General features: G+C 36.9%; 26 protein-coding genes. 9 read left to right on the top strand and 17 right to left on the bottom strand.

The window, feature by feature from the left end; genetic code table 11:
- Positions 1 to 401: 401 nt before the first annotated feature.
- Positions 402 to 1,355: a hypothetical protein gene (locus O0931_RS16650; RefSeq protein ID WP_269416611.1), complete on the bottom strand. Its 954-nt coding sequence runs from the start codon at positions 1,353 to 1,355 to the stop codon at positions 402 to 404.
- A gap of 131 nt (positions 1,356 to 1,486) precedes the next feature.
- On the opposite strand from O0931_RS16650, the gene O0931_RS16655 reads away from it, so the two are divergent.
- The 8 genes from O0931_RS16655 (at position 1,487) to O0931_RS16690 (ending at position 10,443) form a co-directional block, all read left to right on the top strand.
- On the top strand, positions 1,487 to 1,921 hold the full coding sequence (locus tag O0931_RS16655; protein ID WP_269416612.1) for a MarR family winged helix-turn-helix transcriptional regulator: 435 nt from the start codon (positions 1,487 to 1,489) through the stop codon (positions 1,919 to 1,921).
- A 12-nt stretch (positions 1,922 to 1,933) separates the two neighbouring features.
- Complete coding sequence (locus O0931_RS16660; protein WP_269416613.1) at positions 1,934 to 4,339, top strand: 3-hydroxyacyl-CoA dehydrogenase/enoyl-CoA hydratase family protein; 2,406 nt, start codon at positions 1,934 to 1,936, stop codon at positions 4,337 to 4,339.
- A 186-nt stretch (positions 4,340 to 4,525) separates the two neighbouring features.
- Positions 4,526 to 5,701, top strand: coding sequence for an acetyl-CoA C-acyltransferase (locus tag O0931_RS16665; protein ID WP_269416614.1), 1,176 nt, complete (start codon positions 4,526 to 4,528; stop codon positions 5,699 to 5,701).
- Between the two features lie 149 nt (positions 5,702 to 5,850).
- Positions 5,851 to 6,165, top strand: coding sequence for a four helix bundle protein (locus O0931_RS16670; RefSeq protein ID WP_331283635.1), 315 nt, complete (start codon positions 5,851 to 5,853; stop codon positions 6,163 to 6,165).
- A 442-nt stretch (positions 6,166 to 6,607) separates the two neighbouring features.
- Positions 6,608 to 8,401 (top strand): acyl-CoA dehydrogenase family protein, encoded by a 1,794-nt coding sequence (locus tag O0931_RS16675; RefSeq protein WP_269416616.1) that lies wholly within the window; start codon positions 6,608 to 6,610, stop codon positions 8,399 to 8,401.
- Positions 8,402 to 8,592: 191 nt separating this feature from the next.
- Positions 8,593 to 9,081, top strand: a complete 489-nt coding sequence (locus O0931_RS16680; RefSeq protein ID WP_269416617.1) for an FKBP-type peptidyl-prolyl cis-trans isomerase — start codon at positions 8,593 to 8,595, stop codon at positions 9,079 to 9,081.
- Complete coding sequence (locus O0931_RS16685; protein ID WP_269416618.1) at positions 9,082 to 9,537, top strand: FKBP-type peptidyl-prolyl cis-trans isomerase; 456 nt, start codon at positions 9,082 to 9,084, stop codon at positions 9,535 to 9,537.
- A 3-nt stretch (positions 9,538 to 9,540) separates the two neighbouring features.
- Complete coding sequence (locus O0931_RS16690) at positions 9,541 to 10,443, top strand: FKBP-type peptidyl-prolyl cis-trans isomerase (RefSeq protein WP_269416619.1); 903 nt, start codon at positions 9,541 to 9,543, stop codon at positions 10,441 to 10,443.
- Here O0931_RS16690 and O0931_RS16695 read toward each other — a convergent pair.
- The 15 genes from O0931_RS16695 to O0931_RS16760 all read right to left on the bottom strand — a co-directional run bounded on the left by O0931_RS16695 (position 10,433) and on the right by O0931_RS16760 (position 22,443).
- Positions 10,433 to 11,764: a cryptochrome/photolyase family protein gene (locus O0931_RS16695; protein WP_269416620.1), complete on the bottom strand. Its 1,332-nt coding sequence runs from the start codon at positions 11,762 to 11,764 to the stop codon at positions 10,433 to 10,435. The two genes, O0931_RS16690 and O0931_RS16695, sit on opposite strands and share 11 nt — an antisense overlap.
- Before the next feature lie 1,023 nt (positions 11,765 to 12,787).
- Complete coding sequence (locus O0931_RS16700; protein WP_269416621.1) at positions 12,788 to 13,234, bottom strand: pyridoxamine 5'-phosphate oxidase family protein; 447 nt, start codon at positions 13,232 to 13,234, stop codon at positions 12,788 to 12,790.
- A 108-nt stretch (positions 13,235 to 13,342) separates the two neighbouring features.
- Positions 13,343 to 13,846, bottom strand: coding sequence for a thermonuclease family protein (locus O0931_RS16705; protein WP_269416622.1), 504 nt, complete (start codon positions 13,844 to 13,846; stop codon positions 13,343 to 13,345).
- Positions 13,847 to 14,088: 242 nt separating this feature from the next.
- Complete coding sequence (locus O0931_RS16710; RefSeq protein WP_269416623.1) at positions 14,089 to 14,991, bottom strand: hypothetical protein; 903 nt, start codon at positions 14,989 to 14,991, stop codon at positions 14,089 to 14,091.
- A gap of 3 nt (positions 14,992 to 14,994) precedes the next feature.
- Complete coding sequence (locus O0931_RS16715) at positions 14,995 to 16,263, bottom strand: PTS sugar transporter subunit IIC (RefSeq protein WP_269416624.1); 1,269 nt, start codon at positions 16,261 to 16,263, stop codon at positions 14,995 to 14,997.
- A gap of 5 nt (positions 16,264 to 16,268) precedes the next feature.
- Complete coding sequence (locus tag O0931_RS16720; RefSeq protein ID WP_269416625.1) at positions 16,269 to 16,667, bottom strand: hypothetical protein; 399 nt, start codon at positions 16,665 to 16,667, stop codon at positions 16,269 to 16,271.
- A gap of 5 nt (positions 16,668 to 16,672) precedes the next feature.
- Positions 16,673 to 17,047: a DUF6804 family protein gene (locus tag O0931_RS16725; RefSeq protein WP_269416626.1), complete on the bottom strand. Its 375-nt coding sequence runs from the start codon at positions 17,045 to 17,047 to the stop codon at positions 16,673 to 16,675.
- 72 nt (positions 17,048 to 17,119) lie between these two features.
- On the bottom strand, positions 17,120 to 17,404 hold the full coding sequence (gene yidD / locus O0931_RS20190) for a membrane protein insertion efficiency factor YidD (protein WP_428982697.1): 285 nt from the start codon (positions 17,402 to 17,404) through the stop codon (positions 17,120 to 17,122).
- A gap of 1 nt (position 17,405) precedes the next feature.
- Positions 17,406 to 17,639 (bottom strand): hypothetical protein, encoded by a 234-nt coding sequence (locus O0931_RS16730; protein WP_269416627.1) that lies wholly within the window; start codon positions 17,637 to 17,639, stop codon positions 17,406 to 17,408.
- 248 nt (positions 17,640 to 17,887) lie between these two features.
- The gene (locus O0931_RS16735) at positions 17,888 to 18,952 is read right to left on the bottom strand and encodes a type I restriction endonuclease (protein ID WP_269416628.1); all 1,065 of its coding nucleotides are present in this window, start codon (positions 18,950 to 18,952) and stop codon (positions 17,888 to 17,890) included.
- A gap of 10 nt (positions 18,953 to 18,962) precedes the next feature.
- Positions 18,963 to 19,295 (bottom strand): YegP family protein, encoded by a 333-nt coding sequence (locus O0931_RS16740; protein WP_269416629.1) that lies wholly within the window; start codon positions 19,293 to 19,295, stop codon positions 18,963 to 18,965.
- Positions 19,296 to 19,306: 11 nt separating this feature from the next.
- Entirely contained in the window at positions 19,307 to 19,606 is a 300-nt protein-coding gene (locus O0931_RS16745) for a DUF3892 domain-containing protein (RefSeq protein ID WP_269416630.1), read from the bottom strand.
- Positions 19,607 to 19,847: 241 nt separating this feature from the next.
- Complete coding sequence (locus O0931_RS16750; RefSeq protein WP_269416631.1) at positions 19,848 to 20,516, bottom strand: response regulator; 669 nt, start codon at positions 20,514 to 20,516, stop codon at positions 19,848 to 19,850.
- A gap of 8 nt (positions 20,517 to 20,524) precedes the next feature.
- The gene (locus O0931_RS16755; protein WP_269416632.1) at positions 20,525 to 22,186 is read right to left on the bottom strand and encodes a tetratricopeptide repeat-containing sensor histidine kinase; all 1,662 of its coding nucleotides are present in this window, start codon (positions 22,184 to 22,186) and stop codon (positions 20,525 to 20,527) included.
- Positions 22,187 to 22,248: 62 nt separating this feature from the next.
- Positions 22,249 to 22,443 (bottom strand): hypothetical protein, encoded by a 195-nt coding sequence (locus tag O0931_RS16760; RefSeq protein WP_269416633.1) that lies wholly within the window; start codon positions 22,441 to 22,443, stop codon positions 22,249 to 22,251.
- 363 nt (positions 22,444 to 22,806) lie between these two features.
- On the opposite strand from O0931_RS16760, the gene O0931_RS16765 reads away from it, so the two are divergent.
- The gene (locus O0931_RS16765) at positions 22,807 to 23,742 is read left to right on the top strand and encodes a hypothetical protein (RefSeq protein WP_269416634.1); all 936 of its coding nucleotides are present in this window, start codon (positions 22,807 to 22,809) and stop codon (positions 23,740 to 23,742) included.
- A 162-nt stretch (positions 23,743 to 23,904) separates the two neighbouring features.
- Here O0931_RS16765 and O0931_RS16770 read toward each other — a convergent pair whose 3' ends face one another.
- On the bottom strand, positions 23,905 to 24,813 hold the full coding sequence (locus O0931_RS16770) for a TIGR01777 family oxidoreductase (RefSeq protein ID WP_269416635.1): 909 nt from the start codon (positions 24,811 to 24,813) through the stop codon (positions 23,905 to 23,907).
- Positions 24,814 to 24,891: the final 78 nt, after the last annotated feature.

Raw genomic sequence — 24,891 nt, forward strand, 5'->3', positions numbered from 1 at the left:
AAGGAAAGAGGTAGTATCTATCGGTCAATATACTTCATGAGTTATTTAGCCATCGGTCTACTCTCAATCCTTTTCACTTTATATTCACTAAATTAATAATTGTAAACATAGGAGCTATCGGATTCGACCGCAGTGGAGAAATCTTTGTACATAAAAACCAAATTCAAAGATTTCTCCATTCCGCTACGCTACATCCGATAGCTATCGGATCGAGATGGCGATCTGACTAAACATTACATACCTCAATGGTGGCCTAGCCTGAACTGAGCGAAGTCGAAGTGAAGGATTTTAAAAACTGCTTTCTGAGGTATTTCAAAAAGCTCAACATCACAAATTCAATGGTAAGTCGATTGATGATACAGTCTCTTTTTAATTTATACTTTTCAAGGCCGCGCAATAATTTATTTAATAGACTTAATTGTCCTCTTAATGTCAATCAAATCGTTCATCTCAAAAACCGGTGACTGAAAATAGAATTTTTGATAGATAATCTTATCGTCTTTGCTGTCGTAAACGCTGATGATTTTATCGTTAGAACGTTGCGTGTAAATCAGGTATTTAATATTTACATCATCAGTTAAAATTAAACTGTCTAATTCTTTAAAAGGTAAAAATTTTAACTTGTAATTATATGGTTCCTGAATGCTGTTGTTTCTGGGGAATTTTGCAGATTGCGACGAAAATATTTCTCTGACATACTCCGGTACATAAAGTGTTTCTTTTGCCAATGCCGGAAGCCTGACTTTATTATAAAACTGATAGTCTATTTCCCGGTTTTGTGCCAGCAGCAATCCATCGTTTATTTGTTTAAGATATCCTGCTAAAAATCCGGGCGACCAGTTAACAAACCTCGAATTGTTATAAAGCATATTTAACATATCCCTTTTAAGGCTTTTCCTGGAACCAGGTTTATCAATAGTTTTTTTAACCGTTAATTCAGTATACACATCCGGGAAAAGGGTTATTGTAGCGAAAACGCTTTCCTCTTTTTGTTTTGGTTTATCTGATGGGGTAACCAGCTTTAACGTATAAACTACATTCGCATTCGTAATCGTATCCGCTTTTTCGGGATAGGCATCAAAATAAAAAAAAGAATAATTAGACAATGTATCATAGCGGGCAAGTTCCTCCGGCTTAATAATTTTATATGGTGTTATGGTCCAGGTTTTTTTTATCGCTTCTTTAAACTTTTCCTGTTCAGCATAATCTTTGTACTGAAGCGTAAATAACGTAGTTGTAGTTTTTAAAACCCTTAGCTTTTCGCTGTTAGATGCCTCATTTCCAAAATAAGATACCTGTGCATGTGCTAGTAGGCCCGGTAGCGCGAGCATCATCAGCACCAACATTTTTTTCATTGGCAGCATATTAATGTTTTCATTTGTGTTGATCTATTATAAGAATTTTTTAACAAATATTTTAAATTTTCTACTTGCATTAACAAAATACATTCGCTAGCTTTGCTATGCAAGCATAATAAATTAACCAAATGAAGCAACAGCAAACATTAGATTACCACGTAAAATTTGCCTGGCAAAATATGTTTAATAAGTATAACCAGATGGCATCATCTTTTGGCATTACACAGGCAATTGGTTATATGCTTATTAATATTAATGATGAGGAAGGGACGGCCGTTTCCAATCTGGCTGCATTACTCGGCGTTAAAGCAACCAGCTTATCCCGTATGCTGAATAATATGGAACACGAGCATCTCATTTATCGCGAAACCGCTGCCGGGGATAAACGTTCTGTAAAGGTTTTTCTAACCGATTTTGGAAAAGAAAAAAAACAGCTGGCTAAAGGTGTTGTTCGAAAATTCAACGAATACCTCGATGAGCATTTCACGAAAAAGGAAAAGGAAACGTTTATTAATCTATTGATAAAACTAAATGATATTACAGTAGCATATACTGTTGATTAAATATATTCTCTGATGAAACGAAGCATTAATAAAGTTGCTGTTTTAGGCTCGGGCATTATGGGTTCGCGTATTGCATGCCACTTCGCCAATATTGGTGTAGAGGTTTTGCTTTTAGATATCGCCCCAAAAGAACTGAGCCCGGAAGAGCAGGCGAAAGGATTAACTTTAGATAAACCGGCAGTAAAGAACCGGATTGTAAATACAGCTTTACAAACGGCCGTTAAAACAAATCCATCGCCAGTTTATTCAAAAAAAGTATTGAATAAAATTAAAACCGGAAACTTTGACGATGATATGGCGAAAATTGCCGGTTTTGACTGGGTGATAGAAGTAGTTGTCGAAAATCTGGATATCAAGAAGAAAGTTTTTGAGCAGGTAGAGCAGTTCCGCAAACCAGGCACTTTAATTACTTCGAATACTTCGGGTATTCCGATTCATTTAATGGCTGAGGGTAGAAGCGAAGATTTCAAAGCGCATTTCTGCGGAACGCACTTTTTTAATCCGCCGCGTTATTTAAAGTTATTGGAAATCATTCCAACGCCATATACCAAACCGGAAATTGTTGATTTCCTGATGCATTATGGTGATAAGTTTCTGGGTAAAACCACTGTTTTATGTAAAGATACGCCAGCGTTTATTGCCAATCGTGTTGGGGTTTATTCCATCATGGCTTTGCTGCATCTGGTCGAAAAACTGGATTTGACAGTTGAAGAGGTCGATAAATTTACTGGTCCGGCGCTGGGCAGACCGAAATCCGCTACTTTCCGAACTTCTGACGTGGTGGGTTTGGATACCATGATCAAAGTAGCAAAAGGACTTTATGATAATTGCCCCGATGATAAAGCACATGAGTTGTTCAAACTTCCGGAGTATGTAAAAAAAATGGAAGAAAATAAATGGCTTGGTGATAAAACCAAACAGGGCTTCTATAAAAAAACTAAAACAGCGGATGGGAAAACAGAAATCCTGGCGCTGGATTTAAAAACCTTAGCATATAAACCGCAGCAAAAAGTAAAGTCGACTACTCTGGAGATGACCAAACCGGTTGAAAATCTTCGTGAACGCATGAAGATTTTTGCCAAAGGAAAAGATAAGGCAGGTGAATTATTTCGTCATTCCTCTTTCGGGTTGTTTGAATATGTATCGGATAGAATTCCGGAAATTTCTGATGAATTGTACCGCATCGATGATGCCATGCGTGCAGGTTTCGGCTGGGAATTGGGCCCGTTTGAACTTTGGGATGCCGTAGGGGTGAAAGAAGCAATCGAGGGAATGGAACAATATGGAAACAAAGCTGCGGCCTGGGTTCATGAAATGCTTGATGCCGGAAATACTGCCTTCTACAAAGTGGAAGGCGGTGTTAAAAAGTACTACGATATTCCGACAAAATCTTATAAAGCTTTACCTGGAACGGATGATTTCATCATTTTAGATAATATCCGGGAAAATAAAACCCTTTGGAAAAATTCAGGTGTTTCGATTATCGATTTGGGTGATGGCATTTTAAATGTCGAGTTCCATACCAAAATGAATACCATTGGCGGCGATGTAATTTCAGGCATCAACAAAGCGATTGACATGGCTGAAAAGGATTATCGCGGTTTGGTGATTGGTAATGATGGTGCGAATTTTTCCGCCGGCGCAAACGTGGGTATGATTTTTATGATGGCGGTAGAGCAGGAATGGGATGAATTAAATATGGCCATCCGTATGTTCCAGAATACTTCGATGCGCATTCGTTACTCTTCAATTCCGGTTGTGGTGGCGCCACATAATTTAACCTTAGGTGGTGGCTGCGAGTTCAGCTTACATGCCGATCATGTACAGCTTTCTGCTGAAACGTATATGGGTTTGGTTGAATTTGGCGTCGGTGTAATTCCTGGTGGTGGCGGAACAAAAGAATTTGCTTTACGTGCCTCTGATGAATACAAAGACGATCAAATTGTTCAAAATGCATTGAAAGACCGTTTCCTGACCATCGGTATGGCCAAAGTTTCTACTTCGGGTTATGAAGCTTACGAGTTGGGTTATTTGCAAAAAGATAAATTTTCAATTTCAATGAACCGCAACCGTTTACTGGCCGATGCAAAAGCTAAAGCCATTGAGCTGGCAGAAGCTGGTTATACCAAACCGGTTCAAAGAACTGATATCAAGGTATTAGGAAAGCAGGGTTTAGGAATTGTTTATGCCGGTGCAAATAGCATGTATGCAGGTCATTTTATTTCCGAACATGATAAAAAAATCTCTGAAAAATTAGGGTATGTGATGTGTGGCGGCGATTTATCTGCTCCGACAGAAGTAAGTGAACAATATTTGCTGGATTTGGAAAGAGAAGCATTTTTATCGCTTGCAGGAGAACGGAAGAGCTTGGAGCGTATTCAATCGATCATCACGAAAGGGAAACCGTTGAGGAATTAAAAAAAGTCAGTATCAAGATATGAGTATCAAGTATCAAGATTCATAGTAAAAAATAAATAGATATAAAATATGGGCGATTTCAATTTCGAGTCTTGACTTGATACTCGCTAATAGGTACTAAACCTGGCGATTCGAGTTTTGAGCACAGTCTTGATACTCGATACTCGCTACTTAATACTAAATAAAATGGAAGCATATATAATAGCCGGATATCGTACAGCAGTGGGCAAGGCGCCCCGGGGCGTATTCCGTTTTACGAGGGCTGATGATTTGGCTGCAGAAGTGATTCGCGCTTTAGTGGCATCGGTTCCGAATTTAGATAAAGAACAAATAGATGATGTAATTGTGGGTAACGCTACCCCGGAGGCCGAACAAGGTTTAAATATTGCCCGTATGATTTCGCTGATGGGCCTCGATACCGATAAAGTTCCGGGTGTTACGGTAAACCGTTATTGTGCATCGGGCTTAGATACCATTGCCACGGCAGTAGCCAAAATTAAAGCTGGAATGGCTGATTGTATCATTGCAGGCGGCGTGGAGGTGATGAGCGGAATGCCTTTCGGCGGATGGAAACTGGTTCCGAATGCTGAAGTTGCTAAAAACAATCCGGACTGGTATTGGGGCATGGGTTTAACGGCCGAAGCTGTTGCCAAAGAATACAATGTGAGTCGCGAGGACCAAGATGCCTTTTCTTTAAAATCTCATGAAAAAGCCATTCATGCCATAAAAAACGGTCATTTGAAAGATGGCGTTTTGCCAATTACGGTAAACGAAAACTACCTGGATGAAAACCTGAAAAAGAAAACCCGGTCTTATGTAGTTGATACAGACGAAGGCCCACGCGCAGATACAACTTTAGAGAAATTGGCAAAATTGAAACCCGTTTTCGACGCCGTTGGAAGTGTAACCGCAGGAAATTCATCGCAGACTTCTGATGGTGCGGCATTTGTTTTAGTCGTTTCTGAAAAGAAAATGAAAGAATTGAATGCAGCGCCAATTGCCAGATTAGTGAGTTATGGTGTTGCCGGTGTTCCGCCTAGAATTATGGGTATCGGCCCGATTGAGGCGATTCCGAAAGCATTAAAACAAGCCGGCTTAAAACAGGATGATATTGATTTAATTGAATTGAATGAAGCTTTTGCATCACAATCTTTAGCAATCATCAGAACCCTTGATTTAAATCCGGATATCATAAACGTAAACGGCGGTGCAATTGCGTTAGGTCATCCGCTGGGTTGTACAGGTGCAAAACTTTCCGTTCAAATGATGAATGAGTTGAAAAGACAAAATAAAAAATATGGCATGGTAACGATGTGTGTAGGCACAGGTCAGGGCGCAGCCGGGATTTTTGAATTTTTGTAATTAGTATCAAGATATGAGTATCGGGTATCAAGATTGAATAGCGATAGGAAGTAATCATCCCTATAAAAATTCATCCCAAATATTTACTCTAATCTTAATATTATTAAAACATGCACAATTTTAAAGATTTGAAAGTCTGACAAAAATCAATTGACTTGGCAGTTGAAGTTTATAAAGCAACTTCACGTTTACCAAATGATGAAAAGTATGGCTTGGTTTCGCAAATGAAAAGATGTTCAGTATCGATATCTTCTAACATAGCCGAAGGCTCAGGAAGAGGAAGTAGTGCTCAATTCAAATACTTTTTGAATATAAGCCAGGGTTCGGCTTTTGAGTTAGAGGCACAATTGATTATTTCGAACCGACTGGAATTGCTGGATAATGAGTTATCAGCTAACTTAATTGAGAAAACAATGGAAATACAAAAAATGGTTTATGCTTTGGACAGGAGTATTAAGATTTAAGTATCAAGATTTAAGTATCAAGTATCAAGATATAAGTATCAAGATTGGAGAACTCTTTCTTGATACTCGATACTGAATACTAAACCCTGGTGATTCAAGTTTTGAGCCCAGTCTTGATACTTAATACCCGCTACTGAATACTAAATGTTGATTCAAGTTTTGAGCTCAGTCTTGATACTCGATACTTGCTACTAAATACTAAACCTGGCGATTCAAGTTTTGAGCCCAGTCTTGATACTTGATACTCGCTACTGAATACTAAATGTTGATTCAAGTTTTGAGCTCAGTCTTGATACTCGATACTTGCTACTAAATACTAAACCTGGCGATTCAAGTTTTGAGCCCAGTCTTGATACTTGATACTCGCTACTGAATACTAAATGTTGATTCAAGTTTTGAGCCCAGTCTTGATACTTGATACTCGCTACTAGATACTATAAAAATGGAAACAACTGAAAAAAAAACAATTAAAGGCGGCGAATTCTTAATTAAAGAAACGGCGTATCAGGATGTATTTATCCCTGAAGAATTTGATGAAGAGCAACAAATGATTGCACAAACCTGTCGCGATTTTCTGGAGGCTGAAGTTTATCCAAACTTAGATAAAATTGATAAACAGGAAGACCCTGAATTAATGCCGACGCTTTTAACCAAAGCCGGCGAACTGGGTATCCTTGGGGTTTCGGTTCCGGAAGAATACGGTGGGTTCGGTAAGAACTTCAACACCTCGATGCTGGTTGCTGATGTAGTTGGCGCCGGTCATTCATTTGCGGTGGCACTTTCGGCACACACCGGAATCGGTACTTTGCCAATCCTCTATTATGGTAACGAAGCACAAAAAGCAAAATACATTCCGAAGTTGGGTTCAGGTGAATGGAAAGCGGCTTACTGCTTAACAGAACCAAACTCCGGTTCGGATGCAAATTCCGGAAAAACGAAGGCAAAGTTGAGCGATGATGGTAAACACTATATCATCAACGGGCAAAAAATGTGGATTACCAATGGTGGTTTTGCCGATATTTTTATCGTTTTCGCTAAAATAGACGATGATAAAAACTTAACTGCTTTTATTGTAGAGAAAGATTTCGGTGGCATCACCATGAACCCGGAAGAACATAAAATGGGTATTAAAGGTTCTTCAACCCGTCAGGTTTTCTTTAACGATTGCCCGGTACCGGTTGAGAATATGTTGAGCGACCGTGAAAATGGTTTCAAGATTGCGGTGAACATTTTAAATATCGGCCGTATTAAACTATCTGCTGCGGCAATTGGTGCCTCAAAAGCAACATTGAGTACAGCAATTAACTATTCGAATGAACGCAGCCAGTTTGGTCGCCCGATTTCGAAATATGGCGCCATCCGTTTCAAAATCGCAGAAATTGCCTCTAAATTGTATGCGGTTGATGCTGCGAATTACAGAGCCGGACAAAATATCGATGATACTTACGATGCTTTGGTTGCCGGTGGAATGGAATCCGGAAAAGCGAGGTTAAAATCTGTTGAACAATTCGCTGTTGAATGCGCCATCTTAAAAGTGTGGGGTTCTGAAGCGTTGGACTATACGGTAGATGAAGGTGTTCAGATTTACGGTGGAATGGGTTTTAGTGCTGATGCGCCAATGGATAGGGCTTATCGTGATGCCCGTATTAACAAGATTTTCGAAGGAACGAACGAAATTAATCGTTTGTTAACGGTAGATATGATGTTGAAGCGTGCCATGAAAGGTGAACTGGATTTAATGACACCGGCCACAGCTGTTGCCGCTGAATTAATGAGCATCCCTGATTTTGGCGAAGAAGATACAACCTTATTTGCGGCAGAGAAAAAAGTTTTAGCCAACCTGAAAAAAGCCACCTTAATGGTTGCAGGTGCTGCGGTTCAAAAACTAATGATGACCTTAAGCAAGGAACAGGAAATTTTAATGAACATCGCGGATATGGCAGGTTACGTGTATGTGTTAGAATCGGCCTTGTTAAGAACCGAGAAATTAGTAAGTACCCGCGGGGAAGAAGCTTGTGCCGGACAATTGGATTTATTGAAAATTTACATGGTAGAAGCGGTTGACGGGATTGCCAAAGCAGGTAAAGAAGCACTTTGGGCATTTGCCGAAGGCGATGAGCAGCGCATGATGCTGGTTGGCTTGCGCCGTTTTACTAAAGTAGAACCTTTTAATGTTAAAGATGCCCGCCAAAGAGTTGCACAGCAACTGATTGAGGCGAACAAGTATATTTTTTAAGGTTTAAAAAGCAGAAAGGTTAAAGACCAAAGCTGAAAGACCAAAACCTAAAGCGAATAATAGGGTAAAACCTAATTTTATTTGTTTAAAGTTTGCTTTAGTCTTTCAGCTTTGGTCTTTTTGCTTTTACCTATTTGTTAAAATTGGTTAAAAATTGTAGCAACGGTATTAAAAGCTTATTTTTGCAGACTATGGTTAAGATTAGGCATTTTTTATTGTTGGTTTACATCGCAGGATGTTTTACTGCCTGTAAAAAACTAGATGTTGGAGAAGTTTACGACCCGGTTCCTCAATTTAAAGCTGATACAACTGCAATAAGGGCATTTGTAAAGTTAAATAATATTCCGGTACTTAAAGATGAAGGTAGTGGGGTATTTTATCAGATTATTGTGCCAGGTAGTGGAAGCCACACCTATACTACTGCAAGTAGTATAACTGTTGATTACGCAGGTAAGCTTTTAAATGGGACTGTATTTGATGCTTCTAATGGAACGCTTCGCACATTTGTTTTAGGTAATTTAATACCCGGATGGCAAGTTGCCATACCAAAAATACAAAAGGGTGGACAAATCAGGTTTTTTGTGCCTTCTTATTTTGGTTATGGAAATACCACACAGGGTTCTATACCGGCAAATTCTGTCCTTGATTTTACAGTAACACTTAATAATACGCCTAACTAAATGGGTAATAAATTTATAAAATTTGTTTTCTGTAGCATTTTACTTATCTCTATAGGATTTGTTTCCTGTAAAAAGGATGAAAATGCTGAAAAACAAATCTCTGAATTTATTAAAAAGAATAACATTAGTGCGGTTAAGCATTCATCCGGTCTATATTATCAAATTATAAAACAGGGTGTAGGTTCCTTTACTTATCCTGCAGGTACTAAAATCACCATCAAGTATGAAGGCAGATTATTAGACGGAACTGTAATTGATAATGGTGGAGGACAAGAAAATACTTTTTTGCTTAATCAACTCATAGAAGGTTGGAGAATCGGAATTCCACTTATACAAAAGGGAGGCGAAATCAGGTTATTGATTCCGTCTGATTTAGCTTATGGAAGCCAGGCAACCGGACCTGTACCTGCGAATTCGGTTTTAGATTTTACAATACAATTAATAAACGTACAATAATTAATGAAGAACCTTACAAAACTTAGCCTGTCAATTTTTTTATTGGCTATTGTATTATTTACATCTTGTAAAAAGGAATACGATTCTATAGAAACTGTTGATGAAGCTGCGATTCAGGCGTATATCAAAGCAAATAATCTGACCGGCAAAATGACACGCGATTCGCTTGGCGTTTATTATCAGGTGCTTGATGCAGGCAGTGGAAGTGTAATTGCAAACCGGGATTCGGTTTTGTTTAGCTATGAAGAGAAGTCGATTACCGATGCAACAACTTTTTATTCTACATCTGTAAATGGAAATGAGGGTACCTATTTTGGTTACCTCGCCGGTAAATTTAACGATGCCTGGAAAACAGGATTAAGAGGCTTAAAGTTTGGCGGAAAAGTAAGACTGTTGGTTCCATCACGTTTAGCGTATGGGAAAAATGGAAATGCGACGTTAAATGTGCCTTCAAATGCAATAATCGACACCTATATTACCACATCAACCTATCGTAAACAATGGCAATGGGACGATGCTAAAATCCAGACATATTTAGCTGCTAAAGGATTAACCGCTACCGCTATAAAGGATGCTTCAAGGGTTTATTACATTACGACAACGCAGGGAACCGGAGTTGACGCAATTAATGAATCGAGTACAGTTGTTTACAAGTATACCGGTAGACTACTGGATGGTACTGTTTTCGATTCATCTACAGATGGAACTTTTTCTACCACTTTTGCGAGTATCTATGTAGAGGGATGGAAAAGTATTGTTAAAAAATATACTGCAGGCGCAAAATTCAGGATGTTTATCCCCTCTGACTTAGCTTATGGCACATCAGGAAGTACCGGCGGTGCAGTTGCAATACCTTCCAACGCCGTACTTGATTTCGACATCGAAATTGTAAGCGTTACGAATTAAGTGCTTCCTTAAAAACTTTTAATACCCTTTCCCTTGCAAAAGTATGCTCAACGATAGGTTGGGCATATTTTTTTGTGCCAAATTCAGGTACCCATTTTTTAATGTATTCAAATTTCGGGTCGAAACGTTTGGTTTGCAGTTCAGGATTAAAAACCCTGAAATATGGAGCGGCATCATTTCCGGAGCCTGCGGCCCACTGCCAGCCACCAACATTACTTGCCATTTCATAATCCAGTAGTTTTTCGGCAAAGTAAGCCTCGCCCCAGCGCCAGTCGATTAACAGATGCTTTGATAAAAAGCTGGCCACAACCATCCGTACGCGGTTATGCATCCAGCCGGTTTCATTCATTTGCCGCATACCTGCATCCACCAGAGGATAACCGGTATTGCCTTCGCGCCAGGCTTTAAATTCCGCTTCATCATTGCGCCACTTGATTTTATCATATTGCTTTTTAAATGAATCGAAAGCGGCATAAGGAAAGTGCCATAGGATCATCATGTAAAATTCACGCCAGGCCAGTTCCGACAGCCACACATTTGATTTAGCGTCAACAGCATCCTGCACAGCTTTGCGAATGCTTAATGTGCCAAAGCGCAAATGTAAACCAATGTGGGTTGTGCCGTCTAAAGCCGGGTAATCCCGTTCTTTTGCATAATCGCCGAGCTTGCTTTTGTAGCTCAGTTTCGGAAATTTCATTTCACTTTTCTCAAAGCCCATTTCTTTAAAAGTCGGAATGCTAAGCTTTTTGGTCTGAAACAGATTTCTGAAATATTTTTTTGTGGGATAAGGTTTCGTATAAAAATCATTCAGTTTTGCATGCCATTGTTTATAGAAAGGCGTAAAAACCGTGTATGGGGTTTTATCGGCTTTAAGTATTTCACCTTTTTCAAAAATAACCTGATCCTTATACGTTTTAAAAGCGATTTTTTCGCTGGTTAAAAACTCGAACATATCATCATCCCGTTCACGGGCGTAAGGCTCATAATCGTGATTGGTATACACTGCCGCAACATCATATGCTTTCAATACCTCCGGCCAGACCTCTTCAGGCTTGCCATACTTTATCAGCAAATCTGAACCTTTTTCCTGAAGCTCCTTCTTAATATTTTCCAGCGTTTCATATATAAAAGTTACCCGGGCATCATCTTTCGGTAATTTATCGAGAATGTTTTTATCGAAAATAAATAGCGGTAAAACAGGGTTTTCACTTTTTAATGCGTGGTAAAGTGCTGCATTGTCTTCTAAACGCAAATCGCGGCGCAACCAGCAAATGTTAACAGCCAAATCTCCGGAAACGGATTTTTCCTTTTTTTTGTTCATATCACCGCTAAATTAACGTTAATATTAATTTATTGAAGGTTAACAGCAGAAAAGATTAAACTGTTTAAATTTTGTCTATTCATTTAGAAAAATGCCCGCCTGCCGAATGCAGGGAGAGATCTATTTAAACAGATTTCTCGGCTTCGCTGCACTCCGCCCGAATCCGATAGCTATCGAATGACGGGATTTAGAGGGTTTGATTTTCATAAATTTTTCTGTCATTTATATTCATTTTTATAATATAATTTAGCTCTATCAATGACAGATATCTTATTTATCTGAAAATAAGTGTTTTGCGTTTACAAATCTGTCGTCAACCCTCAGATGTATTTGAAAAACTCTAACTTCTACCATTGGCGTTATTTTTTAACTATTGAAATACATCAAATTATGAACTATGTATGTTTACGTTTATAAGGCCAAAGCACTGTTTCACCGTTCCGCTTTAAACCGGCCTAACAAATTTTTGGGGATGCACTATCCAAGCCAAAGCACAACCTTAAATACAAAAACGGCGTAGCCCTCATGAATACCTATTAAAACAATAAATACTTATGAATAATTTTCAGCCGGCAATTATTAATTAGTTATCATTGTTTTTAATTGTATTAATGAGCTCGCAAAATGCTCGGTTTTGTTTCTTTTGTTGCCAAACCTGCGAAGCAAGCTTGAAGACCAATAAAAATATAAACTTCTCTGAAAAACAAAAAAGCCTGTCCGGTCAGGACAAATAAAACACCCCGCCCTGCGGGCACCCCTCTGAAAGAGGGGAATGTGGAATAGCAACGTCATTTATATTCATTTTTTCTTAACTTAATTTCATTTTGCCTATGGGAGGCAGGCGCGAGCATAGACGAATAGAAAAGGCATTCATGAGCCCGCAAAAAGCTCGGTTTTGTTAATTTGAGCTAAGCCAACCTGAACACCATTTAAAAATCATACATTAAAAAATTTTAGTCTTTGCGGCAATGAACAAATACAAACAGACGGCAGATTCTTGTTTTAGATAAATAAATACCAGCACTACGCTTCAATATCATGTGATTCATATTTACCACTAGCTGCTGTCAATTCGATTTTGTACACAATAATATTAGTATGCTCTGCCTGGCTTATACCATGTGAAGGTTCCTCCGATGGCCTATTCGTTAAGGGCATTATTTTGTGGATTATACTCTGCATAACCTGTTGCCTTTCTTCGCCAGCCAGTTCACTAAAATTTCCCTGAAGTATGGCGCTCTTCCACCTGAACGTATCGAAGATTTCATCAACCTGAAAACAGACCTTGGGATTAGCCCGCATCATGTTTATTTTTTTGCCATTCCCTGAGTGCCCGTAAATTGCATTATCCCTGTAAACATAGTTGACTGGAACAATGTATGTTTCGCCATCGGCATGACAACCTAATCTTCCAATAACCTGTTGCTCCAAAAAATCGATGAGCTGTCCCTTATTTAAATCGCCTAACATAATGGTATATTTTAGTTCTATGCTAAAGTTACACAAATAGAAAGCGAAAAGAGATGATAAGGATCACCTAACGAGATGATTTAACCGGCAAGTAGCAGTAGGTTATTTTTAATTTCGCCATTCCCAGGGCGGTATAGGGTTTGCATCATGCCATAAACCTACTTTTTTTTCTCTGGCAATTATTTCCAGCTTCGCATATACCCCATCAGAAGAATATTTTTTAAAATGCCAGGCCATACCTTGCTTTATCATTTCCTGGTTTACGATTTGTCTCTTGCCATTCACAACGATTGCTATTAACCTTTTGTAGCGGTCGTATTTCTCCACTTTAACGTCAACCATTTGCCCGAAACACAAATCAGATAAGGCTTCTTTAGCATTATTGCCAAAAGGCTGAGCGGCCCTTTTCTCCGGGCAATCGATATGTGCTAAACGTATCTTAACGGGATGATCCTGGTATAATATTTCCATGGTATCGCCATCGATAATCCGGATTACTTTGGCAGTAAAATTAAGATGGCTTTTGTATGCCGGCTTGCTTTCACCCGGCGGAATATGGCATGCCTGAAGCGTTAGCAATAAAACCAGCGCATTTACTTTTCGTAACCACATAATGTTTTACCGTCGTTTTTGGCTTTATCGATTGTGCTTTTTATAATTTTATACGAGCAATTGCTCAAACCGCGGCAATCGGATGTTAAGTGGTATTTTTTAGTTTTGCCGTTGTTGCAGATGTAAACTGTTGTGTTTTCTTTGCAGGTTGTGGTTGTTAAAAAAAAGATTAATAGGGAGAGGGTTTTCATAGTTAATTTAAGTTTATGAGCGGGTTTTGAATATGAAAAGATGCTTTTATATTAGGGATTGATATATTTTTGAATAACCTGATCCAAATTTGAAGGTAAATCTGCTAGCTTTATAACATTGTTTTTGACATTCATTTCTTTAAGCCAATTATTCCAATATTCGCTGATTACATCTCTTTCAAAAGGATTTTTCTTAGCTGGATTAATTCCTAAAACAAATACTTCCAGATTATTTAAATTGCCATTCGCTTTAATAAAACCATAACCTTTTTTTTGCATCAATTCTTTATAATTCGGACTATTCAGCTTTAATGATTTTATAAATTCAGGCGTAATGTAAGAACTTTTGTTTCCTTGTTTAAATTTGGAATCCTGATGAAACATATAGCCATCTGTTAAGATAAACAGAATATTTCTGCGATTTGGTTTAATGCAATAATCGTTAACTTTATTCTTGAAAAATCCCCAAATATCTGATCCTAAATATTTTTTATCTTTAATTGCAAGTTTATATATCTCGCTAGAAGCTGAAATGTACTGCGACGAAATTTTTAAAATATTTTCTTTTGTGGTGTTGTCTTTTGTGAAAGATAATTTAAGTTTCTCAGCTAGGTTGTTTATTGCTGGATTTAAAGGTTCTGGCTCGAAATAAATTTGAATCTGATCATTGTCTTGTCTTATTGGTTTTGCTCTTAAGTGGGCTTCAAATCCTTTGCTAATGGATTCGATATATCCTAAATCTCTAGTATAAAATTCCATGGACGGGTTGGAATTTTTTATTGGGTCAATTCGATCTGAAAGATCTAATAAAATACTGATATTTAAATTTTCTTTTTTGCTGTTTACCTGATTATTAGTTGTAGCGTTTATGTTGCTTTCTTTTTTATTTTCGCTGCATCCGGCAAAAAGGGTAACAACTATATAGAATGTCAGAAGTTTGAATTTAAAGTTCATAATTTAGGATATTTTAGAGTAAACCACATTTTGAAAATCCGGGTCAATTAGATTAAGCTTTTTGAGGTGCTCATGAGCTATACTTTCACATTGTTCTAGGATTTCATTTTGTCTCTGTTGTGGCAGAGCAATTTCTGATGCTACGGCTTGAAACCACCCTTCTTTATATTGATAATGATATAAAAGATATTGTTTAAGGTTTAATACAAAGCCGTCAATTACAGATTGTAATTCTGCAATCTTGCCAGTTATCTCAACAATCTTTTTCTTTAGGTTATTAATTTCCTCTATAATTTCATTCTTAGTATTTTCCAATAATTTTATTTCTTCCATTTTGGATTTGATATAACCCTTTATTCTATCAATATTTTCGTGCTCTTTCATTGTAATATCAAAAACTAACCCCCATATGATATACACGACAAATCCTGCGAAAATAATCATCCAAAACTCAGACTCGCCCAATGCTATTTTAAGATTATAAGGTAAAGAGTCAGGTGTTTTATTGAAGTCATAAATTTTCTTTTCAATCTGATAAGCTAGTAAACCATCAAATAAAAATGTAACGATAAATAGAGCTATCATTCTAAAAATATTTTTGATTCCTTTACCCTTTTGAACCATGTGAATAACATAACCCAAACCCAAAAAAACCGATGGAATTGTGAAAATTAAAATCGCTTCGAGTAAACCTGCAGCTAATGCATTATTAAATGCCTGGGCATCAAAAATGGCTGCAGTAAGGCTATCGTTAGAAAAATCTTTAAAAAAAGCAGAATAGGTTGCTGAAATGTAAAAGACAAATAAATATAAGGTTATTGGGATAAGAAGTAGAAGGCCAATGTAAAATTGTGCCCTAGGACGTTTGGACGTTTCGACACCATATCTTTCGGGGTGATGATTTACATCTTCAGCTTCATTTTTTGTTGTATTTATTTTATCTATAAGCAGTTGTTTTTTTTCTTCAAAAATTGAAATTGCAGCCTCCGTATTTTTCAATTCGCTTTGCTTTCTTATTTTCTCATCTATATATGGCTGTTTTAATTTAACTTGCTGGATTTCCTGTTCGCGACATTGTTGTTCAAAGCTACCATAAACATTTTCCAAGCATGCTCTAAAATTTATTGGAGCACCCATTGCCTTTAAGGCTGCTCCATAGCCACTCTGGTAGTAGGTAATTCTAATCTTCTGTTCGGTCTGTTCTTCAATTTCAGGAACAAAACTTTTAGGTTCTTCACTATTTTTAGTGATAAATAATTTTCTAATTTCCATAACTTTTAGTTAATTGAGTTCAATACTTCTTGAAGTTGTTTTTCTTTTTTAGCACAGTCGATCAGATAATCACATATTCCAATTATATTTTCGGGTAAAAATTCAAATGTTTCACAGTATTTTTTAAGTAAATTGTATTCATCTGTTGTTACCTCCTTATCCGCCCAAATCATTATCGCTAAATCATATAAGTATTCAATTCTTTTTTCTATGGCATTAGGAACTTCCATCTTATCGACCGGATTAGTTAAGATATTATCCAGGTGTTCTGTACTTATGCCTCTTTGTTCTGCAAATTTGTATAGCTGCTTCATTTCAAGCACATCGAAATTGTTGTCTGAACAGGCTATTTGATAAAGTCTCAGGAAATGACTCTGTAACTCAATATTAATTATGGTTTCCATATAATTTAGTTCTTAGTTTTAGTTGAAATGATTCGATCTCGGGTATAGGTTTTTGGTATAGCTGAAGTTGTCGCCATATCTTTCTTTATTTCCTTTTTTATCTTTAAAAATGCAAGAAGCAGAAAGAGTAATCCCACGACAATATCCATTGGAATCCAAACGCTTTTTCTATGCAGATAAATTGGAAATAAAGGGTTGAAAAAAAGCAGTATGATTGTAAAAACAATCATCCAGTAATAATTTTTATACTTAAGGAAACTATAAATTCCTAAAATCGCACCCGTCGAAATTATTATTCTTAAAAAAGAATAATATGTTGTAGGTAAGTTAAATACTGCAATAAAGCAGAATGCGGAGCAGAAAATGAATAGAGATTTCATTATTATTTAATTTAAAGTAGGTTATGAGCTTAAAGAATAGATATACTTATAATTTAGCATGAAGAAAACTCTTTAGACTTTAATAAATCTTTCCGAAATCTCGCCCTCTAGTAGTAACCCACCTCCAGGTAATATCATCATCATACCATCATCCACATGGTTTTTAAAAAGGTGAAAGCCATTTCTACAATTTTGATAGCGATATTTTAAAGCTGTAAGTCCTTTGAGTAAACCTTCTTTTTTAGTAACTTGATAAACATATTTAGAACAGCTTATTCTGAATATGCATTTTCGCCTTTTGTCCTTGGGAAAAATAGCCCAGTAAAGTTTAATTATTAAGAGTAGCAGTATATTCATCTTAATTTCTGCTAAAAACTACCATTTGATAAGAAGCCAGATAACCGGGCTTAGCGCCTAATCCAAAGCATCCGGGATCTGGCTGTACATAGGTTGAAACACTTTCTAGCCTTACATATGCCCAACCTTGATTAGTATATTGCTTTATTAAGCTTTCCAACTGAGTAGCAACCGTACTAGTTGTTTCATTTTTTTGGTTTAACGTTGCCGTGAAAGGTACTACTTTGTATTCCATTTTAAAGGGATTTAATTGTTTGACTATTCAAAAATAACCAAGCTTATAAGCCTTTCCTTACGGTTTCCCGTAATGCAAAAAACTAATTTTAAAAAAATAACATGGAGTTTAATTGCTGGTTATGAAGTGTTTGCTAGCCTGGAAGAGAAGAGTATATTTTAAAAATGCGGGATTGTTCCGGTCGAAACTGGAAGCGAAACATGGAAACAATCCCTTGCATTTTTGAGCGTTGATGCGTTAATTTTGGGTTAGTATTGTGCTATGGTTTGATGAAGCTGTGTCCTGAAACCATATATTTCATCGAGACTGTTTAATAACGTTTTTTCGCCGGCATCTTTCCCATTCTGAAACGTTTCCAGGTATTTTTTAGACGTGTTAAAATGAAAGCGACAAACCGGTTTCCTGTTGTTATCATCAAGCAATATTCCGAAGTAAGATTGCGTATCCCTTGGTGAAATTCTATCGGCCGGAATTATCTCCCGTAAAATGGCCTTCACAATTTGAAAAGCTTCTAACTCTTCATCGGTTGTTACCACTTTTGAAGTTTCAGGATGTACATCAACAGGATTTATTTTACCATCCTCTTGCTTTTCAATTTTCTCATTAATGTTTAAGGCAGATTTTAACCTATCACTTATGGATTCGTTAATCGAAATGGTTAAGGCTTTTTTGGTATATTCCTTAAACGCAATCATTCGGTTTGCGGTTAAAGGCTTATCGAAAAAACGGTTCACCAGTAGCTTTACCATTTCATCAGAAGGTTGTTCTATTTCCTTCTCAAATTCTTTTCGGATGGCTTTAATGTATTTTAAGGCTTCGGCCGAATCCAGGATATTTTCCAGGTTGTATTCATTTTTGGTAAAGCTCTCCAGTATTTTAATTGAATTGTCTTTAAGATCTTCCAGGTCGATGGTTAAGAAAGGCTTCTCATCCATAATGTTTGGTTTTTCCAAATCGGCATAGAAATTATAAATCGTGCCGTTGGTTAACACGCCGAACCTGGCTTTGGAGACATGATAATACCGATGCAGCTGAGAATTATGTGCATCAGCACTTTCTTTCCAATGTTTACATTCAAATATTAGGATGGGTTCATCGTTTCTACGGATTACATAATCTACTTTTTCGCCTTTTTTGGTACCGATATCACAAATGTGTTCCGGAATAACTTCTGTGGGATTAAAAATATCGTAACCCAATATTTGTATAAAGGGCATTACAAAAGCATTTTTAGTGGCTTCTTCCGTGTTAATCCTATCTTTCAAACTGTTAACCCGCTGGTTCAGTTGTTCTAGTTTTAATTTCAGTTCCATAATTTTCTAGTCAGATGGTTTCATCTGTTACATTAGCCTCAGGCGCATTTACTTTTACCGATTCAATGCCGTTATCCCTGTCACTAATCGAGGCATACATTTGACTCGTTCCGATGATTTCGCCATTGCCGGCTTTTAGGTTAAAATAGTATTGTCCGTTTTTAGCAATCTTTCTCTCGTATCGTGCATCTAACGGTGCATTGGCTTTTACGGAATCAATCCCTTTATTGCAGGATGCTTTGGTATTATAACCTTCGCTGGTTAAGATAACCTGCCCATTGCTGGCCTCCAGGTTAAACTGGTACTCGCCGTTTTTTCTTTTGGTAATGATAAATTTTCCCATTTTAATCTTCTTTATAACCAATCATAATTAATTAAATGAGCAAGGTTGTCAGTAACTTTTTTATCAGGATTTGACCTTAAATATTTTCCAGCAACAACCTCTACATTTTCACCATCGTTCCAAAAGCAAGTATTATAGTCCCATATCCATGTTACAGCTGTATTATTAGAGTTAGTAAGTAATTTTATTGCAGCAGTTTTATCAGTTTTAATTGCTCTTGATATTCCGTTATTAACTATTTCATGAAAAGCATAGTGGGTAATTACACCATCTTTATCTTTCCATACGCCTGAAATTTTAAATTTTGCCATTTCTATAAATTTTTAAATGTTTAATTTCTCAAAAGTATAGATGCACAAAACCTTTTCCTTACGGGAAACCTTATATCGTAGAAATGATTTTAGATTTTCGGGAATTAAAAAATGAAGGGGGGGTAATAAACAGCGAATCCCAGCCACGTTTGTGACCAGGATTCTATTAGGAAATATTATTATATTAATAGGGATATAAGTGTCAGCTCTCGTTTCCAGGAAATTCCAAAAAGCTGAATCTTTATATGATTTTTCTGTCTTTGCAATAGGCAATTAACTGCGGGTTGTTCTGGAACTCGAGGGCTTCCCTCATTTTTTTGAGTTTTTTTTCAATACTGCCTAAACTATTTGGCCTGATATTCATGTTTTCTAAATAATCCTGCATATTTTTCTGAGGTATACCTTTAGCCAACAGCGTTAAAATAGCAATATCCAATTGCTCAAAGTGGTAAATTTTTTCGTTTAGTATTTTCTTCAGGTTGGCAGAAATATATTTTTTATTATCAAAAATCGCCTGGATTGCAGATTTTAAATCTTGTACATCGCCACGCCCTTTTGGAACAAATCCATCAATATTAAAATTTTCAAAAAGAATTTGTGCTTCAGACAGCCTGCCTTCACTGGAAAATACGATTATCTTTATGTCGGGCTGTATTTCTTTTACAACCTTGATTAATTGTGTGCCATCTGTTATTTGTTGTTTAGGGAAATCGTCATTAAAAGATAAATCTGTTATTAACAGTTCATAAGGATTATTTTCCGCTTTGGCTTTACGGATACGGCTCAATGCATCGTCGCAGTAAAAAACATAATTTTTAAAATCGTGTTTAATGCCTAAATTTTCCAATGTTACCTGCATTGAATAATTCATTCCTTCGTGATCTTCAACAATTAATACTTTTTGAAACATAATTTTCTTTAATTGGCAGCAAAAGAAATTAGAATCTCTAATCCTGATTTATTGGTTGATTCAAAAGTAATAGTGCCGGAAATATTTTTTATACGGGTTTCCGTATTTTTCAAACCGTTATTGTATATCACGTTCTTTGGTAACCCTATACCATTATCATGGTAGTTTATTGAGATGATATTCTGGTTCTTATGAAACCTGATTTTGACAGATGTTGCCTGACTGTGTTTTTTCACATTGGTCATAAGTTCCAATAAAATAATAAAAATTTCAGCTTTTGTATTTTCCGGAACATTTGCCCAAAGCTCATCTTCGTTATTTGTAACCTCTACAAAGCGTGTATTTGAAATATAAGCAGAAAACATAGCGGAAAGTTGCTGGCTAAATGTTCGGCTTTGTTGACTATCAGTGATTTCGTAAGAAATATCTCTTGATGTATTATAAATATGTTCTAATTGATCGAGTAAGTGGTTTCTATCGAGGTCATCCTTATTTTCAACTTCCGATATTACCCGGTAGATTTTATTAGCTACTTTATCATGTACCTTTTTAGAAGTTTTGAGCTGGTTCTGCCGAATTGCATTTTCAGCTTCAAGTTTTAAGCGTTGTTTTCTTTTTCTATACCAAATTATACTACCCGTACCCAATAGAACTATGCCGGAAATCAGAAATAAAAGTTGGTATTTTTTTTCTTCGTTATCTTTTTGAAGCACCAGGTTATCGGCCTTACTTTTTTCAGTTTCATAGCGGATAAGGGCAAATTGATTTTTGGCAGTGCTGCGTGTAGTTTGAACACTGTCTTCCAATTTTTGATAGATATCAAAGTATGTTTTTGATTGTTCACTTGGACTAAGTTTAATCAGTTTTTGTAGCGCCTCTAATTGATTGTCAGGGCTATTAATTTTTTTGGCAATCTCATACATTTTATATGCATGTATAATTGCAGAATCAGATTTTATCGCCATATAATAATCTGCTAAATGTGCATGGCTTGCATTTTGACCCCGTAAATTATTATCACTTAGCCTAATTGATAAAGCCTTTTTAAATAAAGGTACTGGGTTGAAATCAGGATTTTGTTGCCATTTAGCTTTTGCAATATTTGACAACTTCATAGCAGACGTCGAAGAAGATTCATCTCCTGCAGATTTTGAAAAATATGAGATAGCTTCACCATATCTTTTTAAATACAATAAGTCAACCCCAATATTGTTATAGTAAAGATTTAATGCCGCAGCGTTTTTGGTGTATAATATAGCCTTTTTGAAAAAAGTATTTGCTTCTTCATACCGCTCCAATCCGTTTGAAACATTTCCTAAAGTGTTATAGTTCGAAGATAATAATTCACGTTCGACTTTTTTTGTAGAGTCAAGGTATGAATCAACCTGTGTTGCCAATTCCTGACTACCAAAATAATCACCATTTAGATAGGCAATTTCTGCCATATTAATTAAGCTTTTAGCAAAACCGATACTATCTTTACGGCCTAAGTATTCGTCTTTTGCTTTACTGAATGAGATGTATGCGCTATCTAATTTACTACTGTCCCGATAAACCCAAGCTTGATTGTAATTTTCACTTAAGGTCTGTACTCGTTGCTGTGTTGTATTTTTTTTACAGGAGGCAAGCAAAAGGATTATTAAAAAAGAGTATGAGCGTAAATTTTTCAAGGGGTGACAATTTATCACCTAATATATAAAAAAATAAGCGGGCAATTGCCCGCTTAAAATAATTATCGTGGAGGATTAGTTCCAGTTTCACCACCAGTTCCATCTCCTGGAGGGTCATCATCAGGCGGATTCTCACCCGGATCGCCTGGGTCATTTGTTGTACTTACGGTAGTTGTTCCACTGCATGATGCAGAAGAATTGGTCGTTGACGGACTTACCAACCCCAATAGGATGGCAATAAAAATTGGTAAAAACATAACTCAAAAATTTTAAAAGTGAAATACTTGCAGTTCCCCTCGATCCTTTCGAGAGGGTTGCTGCGGTGTAAATCAGAAGGCCTTCTGAAATTTTTGGGAAGTGTTGAGTTTCAATCGCGGGCGCTTATAACTGCTTCCCAAACCGGTTACGAACGACCGCGATGTCTGCTCTTTTATCAATCAGTTTTTTTAATTAGCTTCGATAGCGAATCGTTGCTTGTTCCGATTGACAGTACAAATATGGGGTGCTGTAAAAGATTAATTATCAACTGATTCCGGAGTTTCCTATCTTTCCATTATGATTCCGGAAAACCGTAAAAATTCCGGATATTCCGCCCTATTTTTACGCTAAATTTTTTGAAAATGTTTGAGAAATATAAAACCTTAGTATTGAATTTCTATCTGGAAATGAAGGAAAAAGGATTTCTTTCTAGTGATATGGAAAATCCTGGAAGAGATAAATTAAAACATGAGTGCCTTTTAACGTTCTCGAAAAAGAACTCGAAAAAAGATAGAGATTTAATTCAGATGTTTTTCGATCCTACAAATGAGTATAATGATCCTATAAGGAGTATAGAAAGATATGATTTAGATAAATTTAGACCCTTGGTTGCCTTTTTGAAGAGAGAGCAAAATGTTAGGGGAGACAAAAATGTTAAACTCTTAGCATGGCTGTTAGATTGTCCTAGTTATGAGGATTGGAGAAATGGGGCAGTATTTCCAACAATAAAAGGTAAAAAACCAGGGGATCCGCCGCCACCACTACCTCCACCGCCGCCACCTCCGTTGAAGGTCAATAATATTATCTTTAAGATTAGTATTTCATTTATAATACTTTTTATTGTAAGCATAGCCTATGCATTCTGGAAAAAAAATAAAGATAAAGCCATCCGGGAAGCAACTCCTACCGAGCAATGTATGTATTGGACAGGGCAACATTACGAACCAATAGCCTGTAATGATAAGGATGCTAATAAACTGAAAATCCCTTTGAATAAGGAACAGTTGGCTAACCAGCAAAAAATCACATTGCCGGATACCCTTACAAACTGGTCTATAGGTAAAGTTTGGTATGCGAGAACGAAAATAAATGGCAAACGCGATTTTTATACAGATTCGGGAACAAATCCACTTGATACGACAAAAAGATTACTGCCTTTAACCGATTACATATTAACGAGATATATTTCTTATGATCGATATCTATTGAATATTTTAACCTGGTCAGTTTCTTTAGTTGCATTGTTTAGCCTTTTAAGTATTATGGCGTATCGGTATCGCCCGAAAAATCCCGCTTAAAAGATTAGTTTCATGGTCTGTGGCGCACAGATCATTGCGTATTTGTTCCGGTCTGTGTGTCACAAACCGGCGAATTAAGAAATCTTTGTGCTAAGTTAAAACGAAGGTTCAAAAGAATTCGCCAAATTATTGTGCTCCAATAGCACTTAAATTAACGAACCATCAGGTTTTAGAATTATAAATTGCTTGCAATGCCTCTTCTAAACGTGTAAACTTAAACTTAAAACCGGCATCTAAAAGTTTTTGTGCAGCAGTGTTGCTGCTCATTAATACTGCTTCAACCCTTTCGCCCATTAATAATTCAATTGCTGCTTTCGGAACTTTAACTGGCCAGAACGGGCGGTGGAGCTGTTTTGCTATCGCCCTGGTTAAGGCTTTATTGGTAACCGGAAAAGGCGCACAGGCATTAAAGGCACCTTCCATTTTCAGGTTTTCTATGGCTTCAATATACATGGCAACCATATCATCAAGGTGTAACCAGGGTGTCCATTGTTTCCCGGTACCGATAGCGGCGCCTGCAAATAAGCGTACCGGCAAATCAAGCTGAGGTAAAGCGCCTCCATCTTTGCTTAAAACAATTCCGGTGCGGAGCTTTACAATTCTTAAACTTAACTTTTTCCCTTCATCTACTGCTTGTTCCCACAGTTTGCAGCATTCTGCTAAAAAGCCGAAACCGTTGGGGCTTTCTTCCGTTAAAATTTCATCCCCGCAATCGCCATAATAACCAACGGCAGATGCAGAAATAAAAGCTTTAATCTGATGATTTTTTGATTCTTTTATGGTTTTGAAAAGTAAAGCTGACGATTTTACGCGACTGTCGATAATTTGCTTTTTACGCTCATCCGTCCATTTTTTATCAGCTACCGGTTCACCAGCCAAGTGCACAACCGCGTCAACACCTTCTAAACATGCCGCATCTATCTGTTGATTATACACATCCCAGCGAAAGGCATTTTCGCCTTCAGGTTTCCGGGATAAGGTATTTACCTGGTAACCACCAGCTAAAAGTGTTTTTTTAAGTGCCGAACCCACTAAACCTGTTGCTCCGGTAATCAGAATTTTTTTAGCCATATTTTAAAAACACTAAAGATACAAAAGGGTTTTTGTTAAAGGTTAAAGGTTAAAGGTTAAAGGTTAAAGGTTAAAGGT

Origin of the sequence: Pedobacter rhodius, assembly GCF_027213645.1 — a bacterium.
GTDB classification, from domain to species: domain Bacteria; phylum Bacteroidota; class Bacteroidia; order Sphingobacteriales; family Sphingobacteriaceae; genus Pedobacter; species Pedobacter rhodius.

What these genes read in the sequence shown, in the direction of transcription:
- O0931_RS16650 (WP_269416611.1), bottom strand. Translation starts at nt 1,355, where the DNA reads ATGAAAAAAATGTTGGTGCTGATGATGCTCGCGCTACCGGGCCTACTA.
- O0931_RS16655 (WP_269416612.1), top strand. Translation starts at nt 1,487, where the DNA reads ATGAAGCAACAGCAAACATTAGATTACCACGTAAAATTTGCCTGGCAA.
- O0931_RS16660 (WP_269416613.1), top strand. Translation starts at nt 1,934, where the DNA reads ATGAAACGAAGCATTAATAAAGTTGCTGTTTTAGGCTCGGGCATTATG.
- O0931_RS16665 (WP_269416614.1), top strand. Translation starts at nt 4,526, where the DNA reads ATGGAAGCATATATAATAGCCGGATATCGTACAGCAGTGGGCAAGGCG.
- O0931_RS16675 (WP_269416616.1), top strand. Translation starts at nt 6,608, where the DNA reads ATGGAAACAACTGAAAAAAAAACAATTAAAGGCGGCGAATTCTTAATT.
- O0931_RS16680 (WP_269416617.1), top strand. Translation starts at nt 8,593, where the DNA reads ATGGTTAAGATTAGGCATTTTTTATTGTTGGTTTACATCGCAGGATGT.
- O0931_RS16685 (WP_269416618.1), top strand. Translation starts at nt 9,082, where the DNA reads ATGGGTAATAAATTTATAAAATTTGTTTTCTGTAGCATTTTACTTATC.
- O0931_RS16690 (WP_269416619.1), top strand. Translation starts at nt 9,541, where the DNA reads ATGAAGAACCTTACAAAACTTAGCCTGTCAATTTTTTTATTGGCTATT.
- O0931_RS16695 (WP_269416620.1), bottom strand. Translation starts at nt 11,764, where the DNA reads ATGAACAAAAAAAAGGAAAAATCCGTTTCCGGAGATTTGGCTGTTAAC.
- O0931_RS16700 (WP_269416621.1), bottom strand. Translation starts at nt 13,234, where the DNA reads ATGTTAGGCGATTTAAATAAGGGACAGCTCATCGATTTTTTGGAGCAA.
- O0931_RS16705 (WP_269416622.1), bottom strand. Translation starts at nt 13,846, where the DNA reads ATGTGGTTACGAAAAGTAAATGCGCTGGTTTTATTGCTAACGCTTCAG.
- O0931_RS16710 (WP_269416623.1), bottom strand. Translation starts at nt 14,991, where the DNA reads ATGAACTTTAAATTCAAACTTCTGACATTCTATATAGTTGTTACCCTT.
- O0931_RS16715 (WP_269416624.1), bottom strand. Translation starts at nt 16,263, where the DNA reads ATGGAAATTAGAAAATTATTTATCACTAAAAATAGTGAAGAACCTAAA.
- O0931_RS16720 (WP_269416625.1), bottom strand. Translation starts at nt 16,667, where the DNA reads ATGGAAACCATAATTAATATTGAGTTACAGAGTCATTTCCTGAGACTT.
- O0931_RS16725 (WP_269416626.1), bottom strand. Translation starts at nt 17,047, where the DNA reads ATGAAATCTCTATTCATTTTCTGCTCCGCATTCTGCTTTATTGCAGTA.
- yidD (WP_428982697.1), bottom strand. Translation starts at nt 17,404, where the DNA reads ATGAATATACTGCTACTCTTAATAATTAAACTTTACTGGGCTATTTTT.
- O0931_RS16730 (WP_269416627.1), bottom strand. Translation starts at nt 17,639, where the DNA reads ATGGAATACAAAGTAGTACCTTTCACGGCAACGTTAAACCAAAAAAAT.
- O0931_RS16735 (WP_269416628.1), bottom strand. Translation starts at nt 18,952, where the DNA reads ATGGAACTGAAATTAAAACTAGAACAACTGAACCAGCGGGTTAACAGT.
- O0931_RS16740 (WP_269416629.1), bottom strand. Translation starts at nt 19,295, where the DNA reads ATGGGAAAATTTATCATTACCAAAAGAAAAAACGGCGAGTACCAGTTT.
- O0931_RS16745 (WP_269416630.1), bottom strand. Translation starts at nt 19,606, where the DNA reads ATGGCAAAATTTAAAATTTCAGGCGTATGGAAAGATAAAGATGGTGTA.
- O0931_RS16750 (WP_269416631.1), bottom strand. Translation starts at nt 20,516, where the DNA reads ATGTTTCAAAAAGTATTAATTGTTGAAGATCACGAAGGAATGAATTAT.
- O0931_RS16760 (WP_269416633.1), bottom strand. Translation starts at nt 22,443, where the DNA reads ATGTTTTTACCAATTTTTATTGCCATCCTATTGGGGTTGGTAAGTCCG.
- O0931_RS16765 (WP_269416634.1), top strand. Translation starts at nt 22,807, where the DNA reads ATGTTTGAGAAATATAAAACCTTAGTATTGAATTTCTATCTGGAAATG.
- O0931_RS16770 (WP_269416635.1), bottom strand. Translation starts at nt 24,813, where the DNA reads ATGGCTAAAAAAATTCTGATTACCGGAGCAACAGGTTTAGTGGGTTCG.